This is a genomic window from Halalkalibaculum roseum (genome assembly GCF_011059145.1).
Lineage (GTDB): Bacteria > Bacteroidota > Rhodothermia > Balneolales > Balneolaceae > Halalkalibaculum > Halalkalibaculum roseum.
Genome location: NZ_JAALLT010000003.1, coordinates 384,942 through 408,017, shown reverse-complemented (window position 1 = coordinate 408,017; position 23,076 = coordinate 384,942). Strand labels below are relative to the sequence as shown.

Genomic DNA, 23,076 nt, shown 5'->3' with positions numbered 1-23,076 from the left:
AATATTTTTTATGGATTAAAATCTTACTCTTACGGATCCCGAGAAGGTTCGGAAGTTTGGATATGAGTATTCATCAATCCTAAAGTTGGTGGAGTTGGTTCTCAGAGCAACTTCAGGATCATATCCTGTATAATCAGTAAAGGTGAGCAGGTTACGACCTACTACCGAGAACTGTACATCTCTCAGGTAATTCCCAATTTTTCCAAGATTACTGTTGGTTAGGGTATAAGAGAGAGAAACTTCACGAAGCTTCAGGTAGGAAGCATCTTCCACAAAGTGGCTAAGTGCATTGGATGCATTGTACAATCCATCAGAAGCAAGAGCATAATCAGGATCAAATCCGGCGCGTGTGAAATCTTCCAGGTCAGCATGCATAAAGTTGAAATAAAGCAGCTGTTTGGAGTAATTATACACTTCTCCGCCTTGTGACCAATCCCATACCATGAAGAGTCCGAGGTTCTTCCAGTTGAAGTTACCTGAAAGACCTACCTGGAAGTCAGGCTGGGTGTCACCGATTTGAACGATATCCGGGGTACCGGTTTCATCTACAAGGTACATGGGACGTTCTGCCTGAGTGCCTGCATCTGCTGTAATAACAACATGACCAAGGCTATTGACGCTAAAGTCGTCCGGCGTCAGGGTGCCTCCGCCTGCGTTCAGAACAAACCCGTTCTCATCGAGCGTAAGCTCATTAACGGAGCCTATGAGTTTGTTACCATACATAGCGCCGTAGGAAACTCCTTCCTCGAAGCGGAAGAGGTTAATGGCAGCTCCTGCAGCACGGGTGAAGGCAGGTACACCGCCGAGATCCGTAACTTTTTGCAGGGTTTTACTGAATGAGAGGTTGAACCCTGCTTGAAGGTCACGCTGTTGAACCAGGTTACCTTGCAGAGAAGCTTCAAAGGTTCTGTTCTCAATCTCACCTACATTCTGCCATTGGGCAGAGAACGGATTATCGCCGCCAAGTGGTGCAAGCAGGTAATCGTTGGTAGTGTTGGTCCATGAGTAGTTCAGAGAAGCGTTAAACTTATCAAGGAAAGCTACATCTACACCAAACTCAGTTTCTGCAACAACCGAAGGTTTAATTTCGGTGTTACCGAGTACGTTTGGAAGCAGTACAGTAGCTCCGGCAGAATAGGTTTCATACTGAGCCTCAAAAGGAGGACGCAGACCGGAAGTACCGTAAGAAACACGTAGTTTCAGTTCCTGTACATTGTTTATGTCAATGTCTTCGGTCACGCGGTAAGCCAGCGAACCCCTGTAATAGATGGAGTAGCGCTCGTCTTCACCAAAGCTGGAAGAACCGTCACGACGTACCATACCGCCAAGAATCAGCTTGTCTTGGTAGTCGAATTCGGAATCCAGAATAATATTCTCTGCACGTTCCGTGATGAATTCTGATCCGATGCTGTAAGTATCAGAATCTACCGCACCGAAGTTTCGAATTCCGGATACAGAATAGTTAAAACCTGAGAAGTCATAATTTTCGAATTCTCTGTCTTCATACAAGTACTTGGCAATTACACGGATGCCCAAATCTTCGACCTGGAAACGGCCGGTAGCCCATAATTCGGTAATAGAAGTAGAGTTTTCAAAGGTTTCTCTTCCTTCAAATCCGTTGTTCAGGGCAGTACTTGGGGTTGGAGTTTGGTATCCAACCGGTGCAAAGGTCTCCTGCAAGGTAAAACGCTTGTCAAAAGACTGGCGTCCGTCAATTGTGAAATTATCATTGATTTCATAATTGACAGTGAAACCCATGATATAACGATCGCGGGTAAAGTTATCCTGGAACTGCTCAGCTACGTAAAGCGGGTTCTGGAAGTTACTACCTACGATATCATATCCCTGCGGACTGTTTGAAAAAGTTCCGTTTGGATTCCTCTCATTGAAGTTAATGATCGGAGGAGCCGTTAATACCGAATAGAAGAAGTTAGACCCCTGTCCCTGTTCGGTGATATCAGGATACTCAACATTTACATACGAACCGCTGAATCCGATTCGGAAGCGGTTGTCATACGTATAATCGGCATTCAATCGAACCGAATTACGGTTGTAGTTCGGTAGGTTTTTAATCACACCTTCCTGGCTCAGATTCTCATAGGAAGCATAGTAATTAAAGGTCTCCGATGAGTTGGCTACGTTAATGAAGTTGGAGTTGTAAGGCTGTCCTTCAAAAACGGCATCCAGGTTATCATTATAAACCGGGAATTCGTTATCCCAAACTCTGTCAGCATCGTAAGTATTAAAGCCGGGCCATGAAGCTACGGCTGCACCGTCGCTGGTCAGGGTATAGTCTTCTACCCATGGGTGTGTTTTGGCTACCGGGTATTCATTACCAAGGGTTGAGAACCCATACTCGCTACGGAAGGTAAGCTGTGGTTTGTCAATAGACTTGGAACCGCGTTTGGTAATGATCTGAATAACACCGTTACCGGCCAGTGAACCGTAAAGGGAAGCTGCAGCAGCACCTTTTACAATCTCAATGGACTCCACATCCTGCATGTTGATATCAGCCAGACTACCGTCGGTAATGATACCGTCAACGATAATCAGTGGTTCCTGGTCATCTGACAATGAAGTGGAACCTCTAAGTCGGATGGTTGCAGCACGAGAAGGGTCACCGGAAGCTTTGACAATGGTCACGCCCGGCACTTTGGCCTGAATGGCAGATCCCACATCGGCAGCAGGCACTGTGGTTAACTCCTGTTCACCTACTTTGGCAACGGAGAAACCCAACTTGGTTGTTTCTGTTCCCGTTCCCACACCGGTAACTACCACTTCTTCAAGACCAAGAATGTCTTGTTGAAGTTGCAGATCTCGGGTTGTTTCACCGGATCCGATGGTGACTTGTACGGATCTTGCCTTAAAGCCTACAAAAGAAGCTCTTAGGGTATAAGTTCCTGCAGGTACATTAGTGATGGCATAGACACCGTCAATATTTGTAGCTGCGCCACGATTCAATTCGACTAACTGTACGGTAACTCCGGGCATGGCTTCACCTGAAGTTTGGTCTGTTATAACCCCTGTTATGGAGCCACTCTGGGCATAAGCCAGCGTAGTCATAAAGAGGGCTACAAAAGCCGTAGAAAGTATCTTTCTAAGCATAAATAACCTCTATGTGTATGTTTTTGTTATTGGGTTGGCGAAAAAATGGTAAGAAATGCTTTCGGTTAACTTAATCCCCAAGATAAAGTAAGCCGATCTATTAATATATATAGTGCAATTTCATCCCTCTTAATCGCTGATATGAGGAGATAAAATACTTATCCCCACATCGTTAATAATGTAAATTTTTGTAATTAAAAAACCTAAATTATTTCCTAATCTTTCTAAGAGTCTTAGGTATTTATATCTATTCGTCTAATAAATATAGATTTATACGACAATAAATTAAGGTTCTTAATTGGGTCTTATTCCAAAAATTATCGAGATATATTGATAGTGGTTTTGCCGATTCGTACGCTAAATCAATGACTCGTCTGATATATACTCAGCTGATCACATTTATATTGAAAGAGTTATATAATATTTCAATGATGATTTAGTTATTGTTAATGGTGGTGTTACGAAGATTATTTTATAATGATTGGGTTAATAATTAGCTTTCTTAAGCACCGCATAAACAATCTAAGCACTAAACTATTTAGCAATGAAATTACTCAAAATTCTATTACTAACGATTTTCTCTTTTACCTTTGCATTTGCGGCACTTGCGCAGGATTCTAACTTTACCGATGCAGAACTGATGGAAATGAGCCAGGCACTGGATAATACCAGCGGTGACTATTATTTAAGTTCTCAAAGTCGTGATGTGAAAGGAGACCCATATTTTAACAGCGATTGGCTTAAAGGAAAAGTTCAGATTACCGAAAAAGCAGAAACCGAAGAGCTCCTACTTAGATTAAATATAGCTGATAATATTCTTGAATTTACGAGAGGGGAGAAAGTCTATTTGATGAATTCGGGAAAAATTAAAGGTTTTACCTTTTTTGCACAGCCTGAAAACATCGTGTTTAAAAACGGATTTAAGTCAGAGGACCATGATATCAAACCTTCTACATTTGTTAGAATAATGTATGATGGCAATGTGAAAATGATTGCCCATTACAGTAGCTCACTTAAGAAGAATATTCCCACATATGGATCGGCAAATATCAAAGATGAGTATGTGGATGATACCGAATATTTTATCATTGATGAATCAGGTTCGTATCATGATGTAAAGCTCAAGAAGCGCCATATTCTAAGGACTCTTGAAAAAGATTTAAGAGACCAGGTAGAAGAATTTGCCGATCAACAAAATCTTGATTTCGGTGAAGAGCAGGATCTTGACAACATACTGGCCCATTACGACCAGCTAAAATCCGGATCCTAGAACTTTTTAGATTCGTTTATTGTATAAATTTTCTTACTAATGAGTCTATCGCATTATGCATTGAAATAGCCTAGCAATTTTGAATTTCCAGTTATGACCTCGAAAGAGAACATTGTGAATTTTGCCCGCACCATTCTCAGTTTCAGTATGAAGAAACGGAAGGTAGCGGGCATTTTTATTCTGACTTTTATTCCGCTTCATCTTGTCGCAAGTTCTCCCCAAGTTGATAAGGAGGGATATTATAACAGGGGTCTCATAGAACTAGAAGAGGGGAATTTTGAAGAGGCACTGCAAATATGGTTGGAAGCAAAGAGTAACCTTGAGGATTCTGATTTTCGCATATCACAGACTTTTATTCAACTCGCTACAAAGGAAAAACTAGAAGATTACTACACTGCCGCCTCTGAAATATACTATTGGGGTTTAAGCGGAAAGATTGTTGACTCTGAAAAGGAGGCTTTGCAAAATGAGCTTACTCTTTTACGGCCCCTCCTGGAAAGGAAACGTTTTAGAAACCTGGAAGATAGAATTGAGAATTCTGATTCCGGGGCATTGAAAGAAATCGCAAACTACTGGAATTCACTGGATCCAACCCCGCTCACCGATTATAACGAACGATTAATAGAGCACTGGCAGCGAATCAATTATGCGCGTAACCATTTTGTGAAAGCAAATGGAGAAGAGTTTGATGACCGTGCCGATATCTATATTAAATATGGTAAACCCTATTATTCTAAGGAGGGTCAACTGAATTATATCCCTAGTTTCGTAACCCGCATTCTGAAAGAGGGCATACGGCCCCCTTCTTTTGGCTCGGCCGAACAGCTGGCTATTACTTCCACACAGCGTATGAATCTTGAGAATCGGGTGCGACAATATCATGAATATAATAGATATGAAGTTTGGATATATCGGGATTTGAATGAGGAATTACAGAATACTGTATTCATGTTCGGAACCCGAAATGGTACCAGCAGTTTTCGTAGAATCCGATCGGTGGATGATTTTATCCCAAGTGGGGCTTACCGCAGTTATCTGCAACACAATTACTCGTTCTCGGGACAAGGTTCTGGGGGAGGGACGGGAAGCGGAGACTCGGAATCTAATGAAAGAAGTCGTCAATCTGTACAATTTAATAATACTAGTGCCAGTCAAAACTCTCAGGTTACTTTGACACCCGCGATAATACTACAGCTCATGTATTATCAGCAATTTGCAGCCCTGGATGCCTATTTTGGCAATGCCTATGACCAGATGATGGACCGTTTTATCAATGTTTCCAACTCCTTCGGCACGAGTTTTAAAGGACTAGCGAGGGAATTTGATACTATGCACGGCACAAAACTGGTGGCTATTCAGAGCAGGGCACCCAATGAAAAAACTACCTTGTTCGAAAACCTTATAGAAATGCCGGCTGAATATTATACCTACCGGTTTTTAAATGAACAGAGCGAACCCTACAGCAAGGTTTTTACACAGATTACTCTGGATGAAGCGGCTTATTATGACATACTCAGGAAAACAAATTCACTCCAAACCCAGTTGGCTGATCGTTACAGATTGATTGGCGGATATGAGATACGGGATGAAAGCGGGGAAACATTGAAAAGTGAGTCGATACAAAGACCCGTAAAATCATTCCAAAGCATAGAAAATAGATTCAATATTCCCTACGAGGAAGGCATAGAGGAAATTCTGTTGTCGCATGAGTTGCACAGTTCAGATTCTCTTGGAGTAGAGAAAGTCGCTTCCGAAAGTCCATTCCCGGCTTCTCTTAAAGGTATTAATAATACCCGGCTGGATCTAGGCGAACCTCTTCCTACAGAGGGGCTGCAGCTAAGTGATTTGATCATGGGGTATAGCTACCAGGAAGACAAAGATAACGAAATCAGCAGGGATTCAATCGATTTTACCATAGCCCACAAAAAAGTGATACCTCAAGGATCGGATCTCAGCTTCTATTATGAGCTCTATAACCTCCTACCCAAGGGTACGGATGAGATCAGTGAATACAGTTTTGAGTATTCTATTACCAAAGAGAAAAGAGGGCTCTTCGGACGAAGGGAAGATGCACTCTTAAGTATTGCGATTAATAATACAGTGATCGGGGATTCCGATAAGAATGTGATAATTATTGATACCTCCAATCAGGAACCCGGTGAGTACTTGTTGAACATTTCTATCAGTGATTTGAATTCTGACTCCACGTTTACTAAGACGCAACCATTCTCTATTGAGTGAACTTACTAATATCTCTGATTCCGCTGCTCTGCTGGGGAAGCTAAAGTGAAGCACCAACGATTCATCTTTAGAATCCTTTCCAGTTATTTCACAGAGTTTCACTGAGGAAAAAGAGTTACACAGAGCTTTCTCTTTCATTTTTACTGCTTCCGGTGCTCTGTTCCGGAAGCAAGTAGAAGTGGTCAGATCTATTTAATTCGGCACCAGACCGGGGGAATGGGAGTAAGGTTTATTGGTATCCCCAAAAATAACACATGCCAAGTTTTCGAAAACTTGGCATGTGTTAACTATTTTTCATCTTTGCTATTAGAACTACAGAATATCAATTGCTCTGGCTTCAATTTCCAGTGATTCTTGTAGAAGGGAATCAATAGTAGCTTGGTTATCAGGATTAGTTGGATCCAATAATTGATTGTTTTCATTATCAATCAGAACCTCACTCATATCGTAAAATATTTTGCTAAACAGGGTCTCATTCTCATTAGTGAGTTCAATACTTGAATCAAATGGGAAATTCTTTTCGAATACTGGACTTGACAGGTAAGTAAAGTTTTTCCCATTAAAACTTCCTGTAAGGATGAATGAATAGTTATCAGAACTACCGAAGAATTGGTTATCACTGATATTGTCGCCTTCTTTTGGAGTATCTATAAACACTCTCATACCCTTAAAACCGCGGAAATCATCAATCCCGATGTTAGCTGCTACGATTGTTTCGTCCTCTCCCTCAAACTGATTCCGATAGGTCATCACCAGTGCGTCTGGCTGGGTCTGTAGTATCCTGTCATCTAGAAACGAAAAATTTATTTTGTCGGCAAGGAGTTTTACTACTTCAATATTAACGGTATCCTGATCTACTACAATATCATTACCGACATTAGCTACGTTTAGGACTATAGCCAGTCTTCTAGGGGAGTCAGGTTCCGGGGTTTGGATACAGCTGGTAAAAAATGTGACTGTAAGAATACTTAAAAGTAATAGCTTTTTCATTCTTGGAGTGTATGATATTTTAATTGGCAAGGTAAGATAACGAATTAGATATCAATTTAATTCTATATAGAAAAGTACCTTTTTAAATATAAGAATGCTATCAATTAAAAAAGCCGTCCCGATTTAACGGGACGGCTTTTAAATAAACCAAATCTGCACTGATTATGTTAGTGCAATAGATGTTGTTTAATCAACACCTGATATAAAGATGGTTTTTGTATTAAGGTTTTCAGCGGCTGCAACATCACTGCTGCTGAGGGTAACAGTTAATGTTACCTCATCCCCATCGCTTATGTCAGCATTAGTGGGGAAGTCGATTGTAAATGAAGCGGTTGCAGTTCCAGATGCAATAGTCACGGAGTTCGTGCTAAGTGCATAAGTACTGGCGGGAGCCCCTTCAGCGCTTAGGCTGACGTTAATATCAGAATTAGCTAAACCTTGGCTGCTAATGAACTGAACTTCAACGTCGAGACTTGAACCTTCAGTTACTTCAGATTGCAAGTCCGCAAAAGCGACCACATCAGGGCCGTCATATGTCTTCTCTACATCACCCTTATCGAACAGGTCATTACAACCCATAAAGAGCAGGGGAAGCAGAAAAACTGCAAGTGCTGTGTTTTTGATTGATTTTCTCATAATTGAATATGCTTTAAGAAATTTTTGAATTAACCGTTAATAGCCTGGATTCTCAACGAGTTCCGGATTAGAGCTGATATTTCCAGCTCCGATATCATCCAGAATACGATAGGAATCGTAACGTATCTTAGTAGAACCATCCGTGTTGGGGATGTCACGACCAAGACGTTTCAGGTCCCAGAAACGGTGTCCTTCGGAAACCAGTTCTCGAATACGTTCTTGCAGGATGAAATCCTCGAATTCTTCGAGATCAGCAAAGTCTGCAGCAGCTACGGTGCTTGCATTTCTTGCAGTTCTAAGTGTATTCAAAGGGCCAATACCGGCAGCGACGCTATTAGCATCTTTAGCAGCTGCTTCGGCTTGAATCAGGTACATCTCAGCAATCCGCATGTAAGGAATATCATCTGCTAAATTCCCTAACTCACCATTGAATTTCTGAAGTTCAAAACCTTCATCATTCACATCGGCACAGTCAGATTCTGCAGCCCCGTTAAAACTGTCAAAACAAGGAGCGTACCACCCGAGTCGATAATCGGCGGCTTCGTAACTGTCAAGTACCACGTTGGTTGGCAACTGTGCTGACCACTGCTCTGCAGTGTAAGCTGCCAATCCGTTATTAACATTACTTCCCGCAATAGGTTCGGTATCAGGATTTACTACCACCTTAAAGATAGCTTCAGGATGTCCTCCAGCGGTTTCATCGAACATATTAGCAACACCTGAATCAGTGTTTTCTAATGAACGCCCACTATTTGAGATTGCATCTCCTGCAGCTGTGTTGGCAGCGCCCCAGTTACCGGCGTAAAGATTTACGCGGGCAGTGAGACCGTCAACAAAAGCCTCAGTGATATAGGTGTTATCACTGTTAACTCCTGAAAGCAGGTTTCTAGCTTCAGTAAGATCGGAAAGAATCTGTGAGTACACTTCTGATACAGATGCACGAGCCTTCGGTCCGACATCAGCAATATCCTGTGTAGGGGTAGTGACGAGGACTATACCTTCCGTCCAACCGCCTTGTTCCTGACCGGGTTCGTAGCTTAAAGCACGCGCCAAATGATGCAAAGCCATAGCTCTGAGAGCATAGGCTTCACCGCGATAGCGGTTTAGGGTGGCCTGGTCAAGCACTCCATCCTGAACGCCACTGATCAACAGGTTGGCGTCCAGTATGATCTCGTAGGTATCGCTGTAAGAAGATAGACCATTAGTGTCGCCGTCGGTTCCGACTGCTTCATTTAAACCTTGGAAGCGTGTGGATCCCGGACGGTTTCTAGTCTCATCTGCAAAAGCGCTGGGCCCTACAAAATACTCGGTAGAGTAGTCGAAACTGGCTCGTAAACGCGAGTACATAGAAGCCCGCAGACTAACTACTCCTTCTTCGGAGGTCAGTACTTGCTCACCGGGTACAGACGTAGCCGGGCTAGGTTTCTCTAAAAAGTCGTTACATCCTATAAAAGCGAAGATGCCTACAACCAGTAGATACTTTAAATATTTAAGTTTATTCATAGTGTATACCTCTAACTTTATAAAATTGTTTAGAACTGAACTTCAATTCCGCCATTGATCTGCAATCCGGTCGGATAAGAAGCAGCCACAACGTTACCATAAATATCGTTGGTGCCGTCAGCAACTTCCGGATCATAGAAAGGCCATGCGGTCCAGGTAGCAAGGTTCAGACCGTTGGCAAACAGACGCAGTCCGCGGAGGTTAAGTTTTTCAGTAAGAGACGCCGGCAGGTTGTAACTCAATGATACGTTCTTCAAGCGAATGTAGCTTGCATTGTAGATTGAGTGAGTACCCAGCTGGGTTCTGAAGTTTGCTGTTTCGTTGAAGTCAGTACCTGCCTCATGCGCACGAGGGAAGTAGGTAACATCGCCGGGAACTCTCCAGCGGTCAAGTACCATTTCATCCAGGTTCATGAGGAAGTCAGGTGTTCTGGTAAAGTACCAGTCGCTTTGAGCGAAAGCCCACTTTCCGAAACTGAACTGGAAGAATACATCCAGTTGTAGTCCTTTATAGTTAAAGGTGTTTCCGAATCCACCGGTGTAGTTGGCTACACCATCCTTGTAGTTGATGGAGTCGTCGTTGAAGTTAGGCCTGTAAGTCAGGTTTCCATTAATGTCATACCACATAGGTCGACCGTCGGCAGGGTTAACTCCAGCCCATCTCGGTGCCTGTAAGATACCGATAGCCTGTCCTACACGAATTTCTTCGTTAAAGTCATTCTCGTTTAATACATCATCTTCGCCAAGATCCAGTACCTCGTTGCGCAGAGCTCCTATATTGAAGCGTGACTGCCAGACAAAGTCTCCGGTGTTCACGTTAACAGAAGAGAGCTCAAGTTCAACACCTTCGTTACGTACTGCACCTACGTTTTCCGTAATATCTCCAAATCCGCTTTCGGTTGGAAGCTCACGGTCAAGCAGTAGGTTTTCATTGTCTCTGCGGTAAACATCGATAGCACCGCTGATGCGTCCTTCGAGTATTTCGAAGTCAAGACCAAGGTTGATCTCTCTGGCCTCTTCCCAGCTCAGGTTGACGTTAGCCAGCTGAGTCGGAGTAAGAGCAGTAGTACCGCTGTAAGAACCGACTGCTGAATAAAGTCCGCGTGAAGCAAAGTTACCGATAGCAGCATTACCTACTACACCGTAACCGATACGCAGCTTCAACTCATTAACGAAGTCTGCATTAAAGAAGTCCTCTTCAGAAATTCTCCATGCACCGGAAATAGATGGGAAGAAACCCCAGCGTGTTTCATTACCGAAACGTGAGTGTCCGTCATAACGAGCAGTAACAGCAGCAAAGTACTTCTCATCGTAATTGTACTTGGCAGTACCGAAATAACTTCCGATTCGGAACTCACTGTTGGTACCGGAAGCTTCAACAGGACTTGAAGAAGCGTTCAGTACGCGGAAGAAACTGCCCGGGAAACCTTCACCGGTTGTTCCTACGCGAGTCCAGTAGTTTCGTCGATACTCAGTACCCAAGAAACCGGATACATTGTGAACGTCGTCGAAAGTATAACGTGCGTTAAGCGTTGCGTTGGTTGTGAAGTTATATACGTTACGATAATCGTAAGAAAGACTTCCGTCTACACCGGGATCGGCAATAGGAGTTTCATAACGCTCATCTTCGACATTACGATAGTCAACACCGGCGGTGGCATTCAGGTTTAACCAGTCAGTGAACTGGTAGTTGAGATTCAGGTTACTTAGAATACTGATAACCTGTACGTTTCTCTCAACCTCATCACGAATAACCGCAGGGTTATTGGATCGTCCGAATCTAGTAAGGTTGCTATATTCACCATTGCTAAAGAATGGGAAAGACATCGGAGCTTCGAACATAGCCTGAGAAGGAGGACAGTTAATAAAGTTACCGTCCTGGCAAATACCAAACTGGTTGGTCTGAGAAAGGTTCAGGTTCAGGCTGGCATTGAACTTATCCGAAAACTGATGGTCGAAGTTACTGCGAACACCGATAGCATCGAACTTACTGTTGAAAATATGTCCGTCGGTTTTCTCAAATCGACCGGAAATATAGAAGCGGGTGCTTTCATTACCACCATCAGCAGAAACCCTGTATTGCTGGGTTACTCCCTGGTCGTAGATGAAGTCCTGCCAATCGGTGTTGGCTAACGTCCCGTCACCGGTTGGATCATCAGGTGTTCCTGTTGGGGATCCGAAGAAGCCGAGAAAGAAATTCTCATAAGCATCACGGTATGGAATATAAGATCCACCCTCTTCCAGACCCGCATCTCCTACAGGAGTAACACCTGCGTTAAGTGCCCAGCCTTCTCCAACAAAGTCGAGATACTGCTCGGTGCTTATGTAGTCAACGCGTTGAGTAGCACCGCTTATACCGGTTTGCGCACGAACAGAGATGTTGGTGGTCCCGGATTGACCTCTTTTGGTAGTAATCAGAACTACCCCGTTGGCAGCCTGCGAACCGTAAATAGCGGCAGCAGAAGCACCTTTTATCACCTCAATAGATTCAATATCGCCCGGTGCAATTGAGTTGAGAGGAGATTGGCTAGTTTGGGCAGAAAGCTGATCAAAACTGATCTGAACACCGTCTACAATGTAAAGAGGCTCAGAAGCAGCGTTAATAGAACCGTTTCCACGGATTTGTACCTGGAAGGCACCGCCCGGGTTACCTGAAGTGGTGGTAACAGTTACACCGGCAGCACGTCCCTGAAGGATCGCTTCAGTATTTTGAACGTCTACCCCTTCAAAGTCTTCAGAGCTTACACTGGCAATTGAACCGGTCAGCTCTCTTTTGGTGGTAGTGCCGTAACCGGTTACAACAACCTCGTCAAGGCCTACAGCGCCTGGCTGCATTTCGGCATTGATTTCGGTAGTCTGTCCGGAGTTAATTTGAATGGTTCTGGTGTAGTTTTGATAACCGACGAAAGAGATCCGCAGGTTATATTCTCCAGCCGGAATATTTTCGACCGTAAACTCACCGTTAGTATCAGTGGATGCACCCCTTTGAAGCTCAACGATTAATACGTTGGCCCCGGGAAGAGTTTCACCCGATTCTGCATCAGTAACGGTTCCTGACAACGTACCGGTCTGGGCAAAGGCCGCAGCGGACGTAAACAGGCATACTGTTGCTATATAGAGTATCTTTCTAAGCATAGATAACCTCATATTTGTTTGTTTTAATTATTCGGAAAGCAGCCAAATAGGAATAGAAAGGAGACCGTACCATCTGATCCCCAAGAAAAAGATAATACGGTAGTTATTGTTGTCCTTATTTAAGCCTGTTCAACTGCCGTTTTGGGGATTTAGATTTACAATGTCATTTGTGACATTTTTATGAACCTAATTAAGTTAAATTATAGCATTAAAAAAACAAAAAATATTATCCATTGCCACCCTGTATCCTAAAGGAAAGGGAGCTCTGCTTTAGGTGGAAAGAATATGCTGTTCAGGAAGTCAATAATCATCATTATTTGTCTCAAAAAGCGTATTTCTGTATTGTATGACTCATCTCTTAGCATGATCGAGACTGACTGCAAAGAGGGCATTTTTATGCAATCTATCTTTATAGAAAGATAAGGTGGCAACCTGTTAACATTTTATTACATTTGGTCGGAACGTTACTGCTCTAATTTGAGCGAAATAGTCCGGGGTGGTAATGTTCTGTTACTGTTTTCAGTTATTTCATATCAATAGGTCATCCCTGCGAAGGCAGGGATCTCATAAAAATGATTTCTAGCAAATCGCATTAAGTCCAGAAAGCATTCGAAAAGACGAATTTATAGTTTTGATCTATAGTGCTCCCTTTTTGCTTAGTTTATAACGATAGTAGCAAACAACTTAGGGAAGAATTTTATTTAACGTTTGCTGCTAATAAGGACGGTGATACTACCACCTCCAGCGGAAGCAACTTAAATAATGACCATTTAGTCCTTTACTTTGCCGGTCATTATAAATTTGTCTTTTGTTTGTTATTTGCCGCTTGGTATTTGGAGCTTAATAAAACTGTGCAGAAGACACACGTTATCTGCACAGTTTTATTTATAGGCTTCTGCGCAATATCTGCCCGGTCAGCCAGAGCTGGGTCTGCTGGTACTCTACATTAAAGTAGTATTGGTTTCTCTGCAGTAGGTAATTCTGATACGGATAAAATTCCGATTGTAGTTTAGGAGTCTCAAAGAGGTAATTGTATTCGGGATCATCGCGGTTATAAGAGTACGACCACCGCATTCTATTCAACGATTGGTCAACATACCAGGGTGGACCGAAGAGAATATAGATCATGCCCAAGTCGGTTTTCCAACCTTCTTTAAAATTTGAAAACTGCTTGTTGGCTTCTTCCACTCTCTGGTAATACATCTGTATAACCTGGCGAGCCCGGTTTTTGTTATTCAGGTTTTTAAGCCAGAATCGATCTACGGCTTGTTTCAGGGAGTCCTTATCCTGAATGGCCATCAGTTCCTCATACTCTTTTTTACTCATCAGATAGTAAAGTGGGCTAGCCAACTCCCTGGCAGATTTGATGGATGGATAGTTCTTGCTTTTAACCCCGAAGTCACGCGCTTTAAAAAGACGGTTTTCTTCATCCTCGTCATTTTGAACATCAAAGCGATAATTTCCCCGTGGCTGGCTGCCAAATTTATATTCTATGAGAACGCTGCCCGGCTGGGTCAATATCCTTCGGGTGGATTGCAAAACCTCCTCCTCGTCATAATCAATACCTTTATATTGTATGCTCGATGGGCTATACCCATTAAAGTACATCGGGCGTGCAATGGTGGTATCCGATTCAAAGCGCATCAGTCTGGCATTGATGGCCAAGGGCTCTTCGGAAGTGTTATTGGTAACCTGAAGACGAAACATCAGGGAGTCTACATCACGCTGAACGTCATAGGTGGTAATGGGAGCCCAATCACCGGCTGCTTTTTTACCCAATAACTGAATGTTGGTGAGATTCTGTACGCTGTTACCTGGATCGGGTATAAATGTCTGAGTCTGCCGTGTTAATTGTTTACCGGAATTTCGATCGATAACGGTAACATTAATATCGTAGGTGCCGGGATCTACAGGAATTCGCTTATCGTATGAATAGAGATCCTGGCTATTTACAATATTCGAATTTGACCTTGTTATAGTAATAGTCTCCTGGTGGGTGGTCGGGGAACCTGAAGTATTGTCCTTGGGCAGAACCTGAATTTCAATAGTAAAACGAGCCTGCAGGCTGTCTTGATTCTCTTTATAGATTAGGCTGCCGTATACGATATCAGCCGTTACGTCAATGCCGGGATCATCTCCTTCGTCTAAGAAACCAATAGCTGATATTCGTACTTCCGGGAAGCCCTGCCTGAATTTAAAGGTAGATCCTCTCTCAATATTCGGATTCATGGAACGTGAGCAAGCGAGAGCTACACTAAGCAACAGCAGGTAAAACGGAATGGCCTTTAAGTGCTTTCTTTTATTCATAGTCGGTCAGTCTGATGCATGTCTATCACAAATAAGCAATAAGTAGGATAAGTTAAAAGTGAAATATGATTACAGGGTATCATATAAACTCTAATTGAGCATAATTATTATAAGTAGCCAGCAACATCACTGTTGGATGGATCATTCGGTTTGTTCATTTACCGGCCTCCAAGGGTCGAGGAATTCGAAAATATGAAGATTGGGTATAAGGTAAGCACCCTCCAAGGGGCGCGACCCTTGGAGGGTGGGGCTTTACGTTAGGAAATTAACTTCCTCCTCCTATGGTAGTCTATGGCCCTTAACATTCATTGGACTTTAGCCTAAGTTGAAATCTGTCAATTATTGAGTAAATATTTAAGCTGTTACACAGAGAAGCCACAGAGTTACTCGAAGTTCCTTATACCTTATACCCTATTCCTTATACCCCAAAGACAATTCAGCTTAGCTTTTTTTATCTAATCATTATATTGTAGCTTCAGATGTTATTCAAAAGCGTTGCCATCGCCTCAGCTACTTTTCACGGCACCGATGTAATTCGAATTTATTGAACAACTTTTTTAATGAATCTTAGTGATCGAAGAACCAAAATAGTCTGTACCCTCGGGCCAAGCAGCAATTCAGAAGAGATGATCGACCAGCTTGTTCGCAACGGTATGGATGTGGCAAGGATTAATTTTTCGCATGGCACCCACAAGGACCATTCAAAAATTATTGGCATCCTCCGGAAAGTGGCAGATCGCTACAATCTGAGTCTGCCCATTCTAGCCGACTTACAGGGGCCCAAAATACGGGTAGGGAAAATGAAGGATGGCAGTCAGGAGCTGGAGGCGGGGGAATATGTCACCCTGACTTCCGAAGATATTGAAGGTACCTCTGAAGTAATCCCCATTGATTACAAAGATCTGGCTAATGATGCTGCCGAGGGGAACAAAATTCTAATGGATGACGGTCTTCTGGAACTGAAAATTGTCAAGAAGAATGAAGACTCGGTTGTTGCAAAGGTAGAAGTGGGAGGGTTGCTGAAATCAAGAAAGGGTGTGAACCTACCGGATGTGAAGATCAGCATGCCTTCACTTACTAAGAAAGATATTAAGGACTTGGAACATGCCGTCAAGGAAGACGTCGATTATATCGCTATGTCGTTCGTACGTTCGGCCAATGATGTACAGGAGGTTATCTCACGTGTTAGGGCAGCCGGAAGCCAGGCTGCTATCATCGCAAAGATTGAAAAGCCAGAGGCGGTAAAAGTGATTGATGAAATCATCGAAGAAGCGAACGGCATCATGGTCGCCAGGGGAGACCTGGGTATTGAAATTGCCAGTGAAAGAGTCCCTATGGTGCAAAAGAACATTATCGAGCGTTGCCGAAAAGCCGGTAAGCCGGTGATTACTGCGACCCAAATGCTCGACTCCATGATTAATAACCCGCGTGCTACCCGGGCGGAAAGTTCGGATGTGGCCAACGCCGTGCTTGATGGCACCGATGCTGTGATGCTCAGCGGTGAAACGGCTGCCGGCGAATACCCGGTGGAAGCTATCCAGGCAATGGACAAAATTTGCCGTTCGGTGGAGCAAAATGCTACTCATATTTATAACAGTCTCGGTTATCGAAAACCGGAATGGAAAGAGAAGCAAGTTATAGAATCCCTGGCGTACTCATGCGTTATGCTCGGTGAGAATGTTGAGGCCAAGGTTATCAGCACCATAACCCATTCAGGCAGTACAGCACGGCGAATTGCCAAATTCAGACCACGAGTGCCGATAGTGGCATTTACTGAAAGCGACAAGGTACGAAGACAGCTTGGTCTGGTTTGGGGGGTACGTCCGGTAAAAATTGATGAAATCTTTGATACCGATAAGAGCGTCAAGCTAATGGAAGAGTACCTGAAGCGTCATGGTATGGTAGACAAGGAAGACCGGGTTATCATAGCTACCGGTATGCCTATTGCCAAGCGCGGTCGTACGAACATGATCAAGGTGAGCACAATAGAATAAATAGCAATTTACAAGTAACAAATTACAAACAAATTCGAAATTTCAATGACTGAAATTCGAAACATGGGGTCTGGATTTAGTAATTGATCCTTTTGATTTGTTTGAATTTTGAGAGTTGATATTTGAAATTTTCAAAATACATATCTCTTCTTCTCCTGACACTTATCCTGGTAAGTTGTTCCGGTATTAAAAGTTCCTGGAAGAACTTTAGGGCTCACTACAACTCCTATTACAATGCCGAGAAAAGTTACAGTGCCGGTTTACGGACTGTGGAAGATCAACCCGTTGAAGTAAATCCCGAAATGCCGCAGCGCGTCCACCTTTCGCCCCCGGGTGTATCAGAGCAAAACTTCGACAATACCATCGAAAAGGGAGCAGAAATCCTCCGAAAGTTTCCCGAATCAAAATGGACGGATGACGCCTTATACCTGCTGGGAAAATCCTATTATTACAAAGAGGACTTTTACCTGGCCATTGAAAAGTTTGAGGAATTAGCTGAACTCACTACCAACCGGCGATACCGGCAGGAGGCACTTGTCTGGAAAGCTCGGAGTCAGCTCGACCTTGAAGAATACCTCGAAGGAATTTCATTCATTACTGGCGCGCTCAATGTTGGATATTTAACCGGTTCCTATCTGGCAGAATTGAAAGTACTGCTCTCAGAACACTATGCGATGCTCGGCAACTGGAAGGAATCGGCTGATTACATGGGAGAAGCTATGGCAGGGCTGCGTGACGGAAAGCTTAAAGGCAGGGCCTTTTTTCTTTATGGCCAGGTTCTGGAACGGCTGGAACGATATGGGGAAGCTTTTTTTGCTTATGATAAAGTAGCCTCTCAATTTCCTGACTACGAATACATCTACTGGTCACGAATGAAAAAGGCCGAGGTTGCAAGAAAAGAAGGCAATCTGGAGTCAGCAATTTCTATCTATACTTCGATGAGCCGGGATGACAAAAATGTTTCAAGACTGGATCGTATTAACTACGAGATATCGCGGACCTATGAAATGATGGGAGATATACAGCAGGCTGAACAGAGGTATAAGGAGATTCTGCACGACAGCAAAACGGCTCCTTCCCAAAATGTTCGGGCAAAAACCTATTACCGCCTCGGTAAAATCTATAGTGATCAGTACCAAAACTTTACGACGGCTGCGGCTTACTACGATTCTGCCTCCACACAAAATGCCAATACCCAATTTTTGGAAGATAAATTTGATGCGGGAGAGCTTGCCTCAGCCTATGGATCCTATTCAGAGCTGAAATCTGAAATTAACAGGGTTGACAGTCTTCTTTGGCTGAGCTCGCTCTCATCCTCGGATCTGGATTCGGTGGTAAATACGCTTCGTGATAAGAGGAGGGAGGCCCTCAATCGCAGGCTGCAAAACAGGGAGAGTGCGACCGGCCGTCTGGCCAATGTCGGCAACAGACCATCGGATAACCTAACCGGTGATACTTCCCTGTACGGGTTTCTCAATTACAAAAATCCGAGACTGAAGAGAGAGTCCATCAATAATTTTCAAGCTCTTTGGGGAAGTCGTCCACTGGTAGATAACTGGCGCAGGATTGAGGTGGTGCGGAGTACGGGACTCGCCGATGTTGAAAGAGAAGAGGATCGGCAGATTAACAGGCCTCAGATACTAAGCGAGGATATAGACAGCCGATTGAATATCGATCTGAGTGAGATTCCGGCTACGTCTACTGAAAAAGAAGAGTACCGCCAGAGGCTGATCGGTGCCAAATATCGATTGGGAAATCTCTTTTTACTTACCATGAATATGCCCGACAGTGCAAGCACCTATTTTCTGGACATCATCCGAAATTACCCTGAAAGTGAGTTGGTGCCGCAGTCTATGTATTCACTTTTTGAGATCAACAGTGAAAATGGAAATGATCAGCAATTCCGCTATTGGGGAAATAGAATATTAAGGGAATACCCTGAAACCAGGTATGCGGATAAGGTGGATGTAAGGTTGAATGGCATGGCAGAAAGTGAGCAGCAGAGGGAGAATGGTTCAGAAAACCTCTTGGCGCAGCTTCAGAGAATTGAAAATGCATCAGATACTCTCTCTATCTATAAGGCGGAACAGTTTAGACGTCTTGCTTTGGCGAACAGTTCATCTGATATGGCTCCTTACATTCACTACAGATCAATCCGCAGTTATGTTCAATTGGCAAAAAATAATACTGAGAGAGAACGCTATAGACAATTTTTAAACGTTGCCACTGAACCGGATTCGGTTGCCGGTGATTCCCTGGTTGCGCAACTCTATCCATTTTATGGCACTTATTGGGATAGCGTTCGGAATACAATTTCAGAGTATGACAGTCTATTCGCTGATAAACCACTTGGTGAAGACGTACAAACTTTAAGAAAGTATCTGAACAGCGAACTAAGGACTGAAGCTCCACCGATTCAGTTTACCGCTAAAACAAAAACCGAAGCTGAGCCTGTAGAAACCGTAACACAGGAGAAAAAAGCGTTGCGTACCTGCAGAGACCTTGGGACAAATCTTGAGATTGTAGGGGGTATGACAAACTTCCTGTCAAGGATTGATTATCCGCGTGAATTGTGTGATAAAGTTGAAGCGGGAGAAATATCATACCGAATTGTGGTCTCTGAAGATGGAAAAGTTGATTCCAGCACTCCCTTAACAACAGAGCTGCCGCCTGCTCTCAAAAAGGCTTTTGATAATGCTATCAATAGCTTCCTCTATTTCGATCCTATACTGATTAACGGAAAGCCGGAGGCGGTAAGCTGCAGTATCAGTTTCCCAATTAAAAAACAAGCTCAGCACGAGAACCGAACCGTTGCTCAAACTCAAAAGCAGCCCTCTAAACAGTTTTTGCGTGCATGCGAGGATCTGGATTCACAGTTCGATGTGGTTGGCGGGATGAAAAATTTCCTTTCGACGGTGAACTACCCGGAAGGTGTGAACAGACGGACGCTATCGGGAGAGATCACTTTTGAAATCTATATAGAGGCTAACGGTAAAGTGAGAGTAGTGAAAATGCTATCAAGCCAGGCACCGGGACGGATAGACCAGGCATTCCAAAATGCAATTGACAACCGTCTCTATTTTGATCCTTACACTTTGAATGACCGGATTAAGAATCAGAGCTGCAGCATTAGTTTCCCCGTGGGAGGGGGTTATTAGGTTTAGGGGTATAAGGTATAGGGTTTAAGGGACCTTTGTGAAACTCTGTAACCTCTGTGTAACTCTGTGAAATAGCTTGAAAATTTTCTTATACATTGGCATCATAGAAGTTAAACTGAAGGTCATTGTATAAATTGTGCAATAGATCCCGAAAATCCTGAGGGAATACCCATGGTAAAGTTCGGGATGGCAACAAATTCCTTATACCCTATACCTTATACCCCTAAACCTTATACCCAACACTTACTCCTTGGGAATTTGGTGAATCGATTCAAGGCCGTGCCTATCCATGTAATCGACCAGGCCTTTATTGATTTTCTTTACCAAACCGGGACCTTCATACACCAGTCCGGTATAGATTTGCAGCAGGTCGGCTCCCGCTCGAATCATATCTAATGCTACTTCAACCGAATTAATACCTCCTACCCCGATTATGGGTTTTTGCCCTTTCGTGGCATTGCTTATCCACCGAATGCGCTCTGTACTTTTCGATGCAAGAGGGGGTCCGCTAAGTCCTCCCTTACCTATCTTTTTTAGTTTTTTGTATTCCGTCTTTAAACTGCTTCTATCAGAAGAAGTGTTAGAAACAACGTAGCCGTGCACCCGGTGATTTTCACAGATTTCCAGTAGTTCAAGAAGATTATCTTTGGATAGATCCGGAGAAAACTTGATCAATGAGGGAACGATGCTAGCATCATCCCGTAGCTTCAAAGCGTCTAAAAGCTCTGTTAGTGCTGCCGGATCCTCAAAGGTTTTACCCTCAGTGGTATTGGGGCAAGAGATGTTGATGGTGATATAATCGGCAACCTCTTTGGCCTCTTTAAAGCTGAATATATAATCCCTGATTGCCTCATCACCCATGATCTGCGGATCGTGGGTTTTGGCGATATTGATACCCAGCGGAAAAGATATACTTTTGTTTTGAAGACGCTTTACTATAGTTTTGGCTCCATCGTTATTCAATCCCATGCGATTGATAAGTGCTTGGTCCTTGGGCAATCGAAAACAGCGTGGCTTGGGGTTTCCGGTGCTGGAATTGGCGGTAATGCTGCCCACTTCAACATAACCCATGCCGATAGCTTCCATGATGGCCGGTATTTTGCCATTTTTGTCAAAACCGGCTGCGAGTCCAACGGGGTTTCTAAAGTTCAGACCCCAAACCTGCTGGGATAGTTTGGGTGACTGATAACTGTAGAGGGCTTTTGCAATACTTTTTAGAATAGAACTGCCTGATGCAATCTCAGCAAAACGATAGGTAATATCATGCGCCTTTTCAGCATCAAAATTGAAAAGAAGCTGCCGTACAAGAGACTTATATATCATATAGGATTTAAAGGATCGTTATCTTGCGGAGATAAAGTAAAGAGCTTTACCATAAGAATGAAATCGAGTGTGTATTAACTTATGCCATTTAAATCCTATGAAGCGGTTAGGGAATACCTGGAGTCCATACCGATGTTTCAATCATCCGGTAAAAGTGCGGCTGATTTTAACCTGAATCGCTTCAGGAAATTCTGCAGGGCGGCCGGCGATGCGCAAAACGATTTCCCCACAATCCATGTAGGTGGAACGAACGGAAAGGGGAGTACATGTCATATCCTTGCATCCGTTTATCAGCAATCCGGATATAAAACCGGCCTATATACTTCACCGCATATACTTGATTTCAGCGAGCGCTTTAAAGTTAACGGCAAAGAAATAACAGAAAAAGCCCTCCTTGATTTTTTCAACAGCCATGAAAGCTTACTGAAAAGTTTTAGGTTAACCTATTTTGAAATTAGCACGGCCATCGCATTTTGGTATTTTAGTGACATGAAGGTTGATCTGGCCATCATTGAAGTAGGGCTTGGAGGCAGGCTGGATGCGACCAATGTGATCACCCCTGAAGTTTCTGTGATAACCAATGTCTCCCTGGACCATACCGATATTCTTGGAGAGACTGTAGCGGAAATAGCGGCTGAAAAAGGCGGCATCATTAAGCAGGCTAAGCCGGTAGTATTCGGTAACCTGAATGAGGATGCAAAGAATGTACTGAAGAAGATAGCCCAGGATAAAGAAGCGCCTGTTCATGATATCCAAGAACTTCACCCGGAATTTAAGTCAGGTACCTATTTCCTTCATCCGGATGAAAAAGAGATGAGATTGGAAAGTGATCTCAACGCTCCGGTTCAGGTTTATAACCTTGCTGCAGCCTTCGTGGTAAGTCGTTTGCAGAAGGATCGTTTCCCTGTTTCCGATGACCAATATCGAATGGGTGTTTCCAATGTACGGACTTTGTACCCAAGTCTGGGTCGATTCGAAAAGGTTCATAATCGCTTCAAGTGGTATTTTGACGGAGCCCATAATTTTGAAGCTGTGCGATCCATGAAAGAGTCTGCAGAGCGACTTGCCCCCCTTAAAGAGTGCACGGTCGTGTTATCGATGATGAGTGATAAGGTTAACCGGAAGTTGATAAATGAGTTTTCAGTATTCAATAAAATATTTTATCATGAGTTAAACACTCAGCGGGCAGCAACATTAGATCAGGTCCAAGCGTTATTACCGACCGTGCGTCCGTTTCCTGTAACAAAAAATGAGCAAAAGCGGTTATTTGAAGAATTTGAAACGGAATTAGTAATTTTTACAGGAAGTTTTTACTTTTACTCAACGGTCAGGGATTGGATAGCATCTTTCGTAAACGACCGTTAAATCATATCTACTCTGATTATTCCACCATTTACAGCGCAGTGTAGATCAAT

12 protein-coding genes are annotated in these 23,076 nt (G+C 43.4%); 5 read left to right on the top strand and 7 right to left on the bottom strand.

What is annotated here, in order from left to right:
- Positions 1-15: 15 nt before the first annotated feature.
- Positions 16-3,105, bottom strand: coding sequence for a SusC/RagA family TonB-linked outer membrane protein (locus G3570_RS10275; protein ID WP_165141968.1), 3,090 nt, complete (start codon positions 3,103-3,105; stop codon positions 16-18).
- A gap of 544 nt (positions 3,106-3,649) precedes the next feature.
- Here G3570_RS10275 and G3570_RS10270 point away from each other — a divergent pair.
- A complete protein-coding gene (locus tag G3570_RS10270; protein WP_165141966.1) occupies positions 3,650-4,375 on the top strand; it encodes a hypothetical protein in 726 nt (241 codons plus the stop codon).
- A gap of 93 nt (positions 4,376-4,468) precedes the next feature.
- Positions 4,469-6,616, top strand: coding sequence for a GWxTD domain-containing protein (locus G3570_RS10265; RefSeq protein ID WP_165141964.1), 2,148 nt, complete (start codon positions 4,469-4,471; stop codon positions 6,614-6,616).
- A 312-nt stretch (positions 6,617-6,928) separates the two neighbouring features.
- On the opposite strand, the gene G3570_RS10260 is transcribed toward G3570_RS10265, so the two are convergent.
- The 5 genes from G3570_RS10260 to G3570_RS10240 all read right to left on the bottom strand — a co-directional run bounded on the left by G3570_RS10260 (position 6,929) and on the right by G3570_RS10240 (position 15,186).
- Positions 6,929-7,606 carry a hypothetical protein gene (locus tag G3570_RS10260; RefSeq protein ID WP_165141962.1) on the bottom strand — a complete coding sequence of 226 codons (678 nt, stop codon included), beginning with the start codon at positions 7,604-7,606 and terminating at the stop codon, positions 6,929-6,931.
- 186 nt (positions 7,607-7,792) lie between these two features.
- Complete coding sequence (locus tag G3570_RS10255) at positions 7,793-8,242, bottom strand: hypothetical protein (RefSeq protein ID WP_165141960.1); 450 nt, start codon at positions 8,240-8,242, stop codon at positions 7,793-7,795.
- 36 nt (positions 8,243-8,278) lie between these two features.
- Positions 8,279-9,745, bottom strand: coding sequence for a RagB/SusD family nutrient uptake outer membrane protein (locus tag G3570_RS10250; protein ID WP_165141958.1), 1,467 nt, complete (start codon positions 9,743-9,745; stop codon positions 8,279-8,281).
- Positions 9,746-9,774: 29 nt separating this feature from the next.
- Entirely contained in the window at positions 9,775-12,879 is a 3,105-nt protein-coding gene (locus G3570_RS10245) for a SusC/RagA family TonB-linked outer membrane protein (protein ID WP_165141956.1), read from the bottom strand.
- A gap of 885 nt (positions 12,880-13,764) precedes the next feature.
- Complete coding sequence (locus tag G3570_RS10240; protein ID WP_249066961.1) at positions 13,765-15,186, bottom strand: GWxTD domain-containing protein; 1,422 nt, start codon at positions 15,184-15,186, stop codon at positions 13,765-13,767.
- Between the two features lie 560 nt (positions 15,187-15,746).
- Between G3570_RS10240 and pyk the strand changes: the two genes are divergently transcribed.
- The gene (gene pyk, locus G3570_RS10235) at positions 15,747-17,180 is read left to right on the top strand and encodes a pyruvate kinase (protein ID WP_165141954.1); all 1,434 of its coding nucleotides are present in this window, start codon (positions 15,747-15,749) and stop codon (positions 17,178-17,180) included.
- 122 nt (positions 17,181-17,302) lie between these two features.
- Complete coding sequence (porW, locus tag G3570_RS10230) at positions 17,303-20,338, top strand: type IX secretion system periplasmic lipoprotein PorW/SprE (RefSeq protein WP_165141952.1); 3,036 nt, start codon at positions 17,303-17,305, stop codon at positions 20,336-20,338.
- A 243-nt stretch (positions 20,339-20,581) separates the two neighbouring features.
- Here the strand turns inward: porW and G3570_RS10225 are convergent, their stop codons facing one another.
- Complete coding sequence (locus tag G3570_RS10225) at positions 20,582-21,661, bottom strand: quinone-dependent dihydroorotate dehydrogenase (protein ID WP_249066960.1); 1,080 nt, start codon at positions 21,659-21,661, stop codon at positions 20,582-20,584.
- 81 nt (positions 21,662-21,742) lie between these two features.
- Between G3570_RS10225 and G3570_RS10220 the strand changes: the two genes are divergently transcribed.
- Positions 21,743-23,026, top strand: coding sequence for a bifunctional folylpolyglutamate synthase/dihydrofolate synthase (locus tag G3570_RS10220; RefSeq protein ID WP_165141950.1), 1,284 nt, complete (start codon positions 21,743-21,745; stop codon positions 23,024-23,026).
- Positions 23,027-23,076 lie beyond the last annotated feature (50 nt).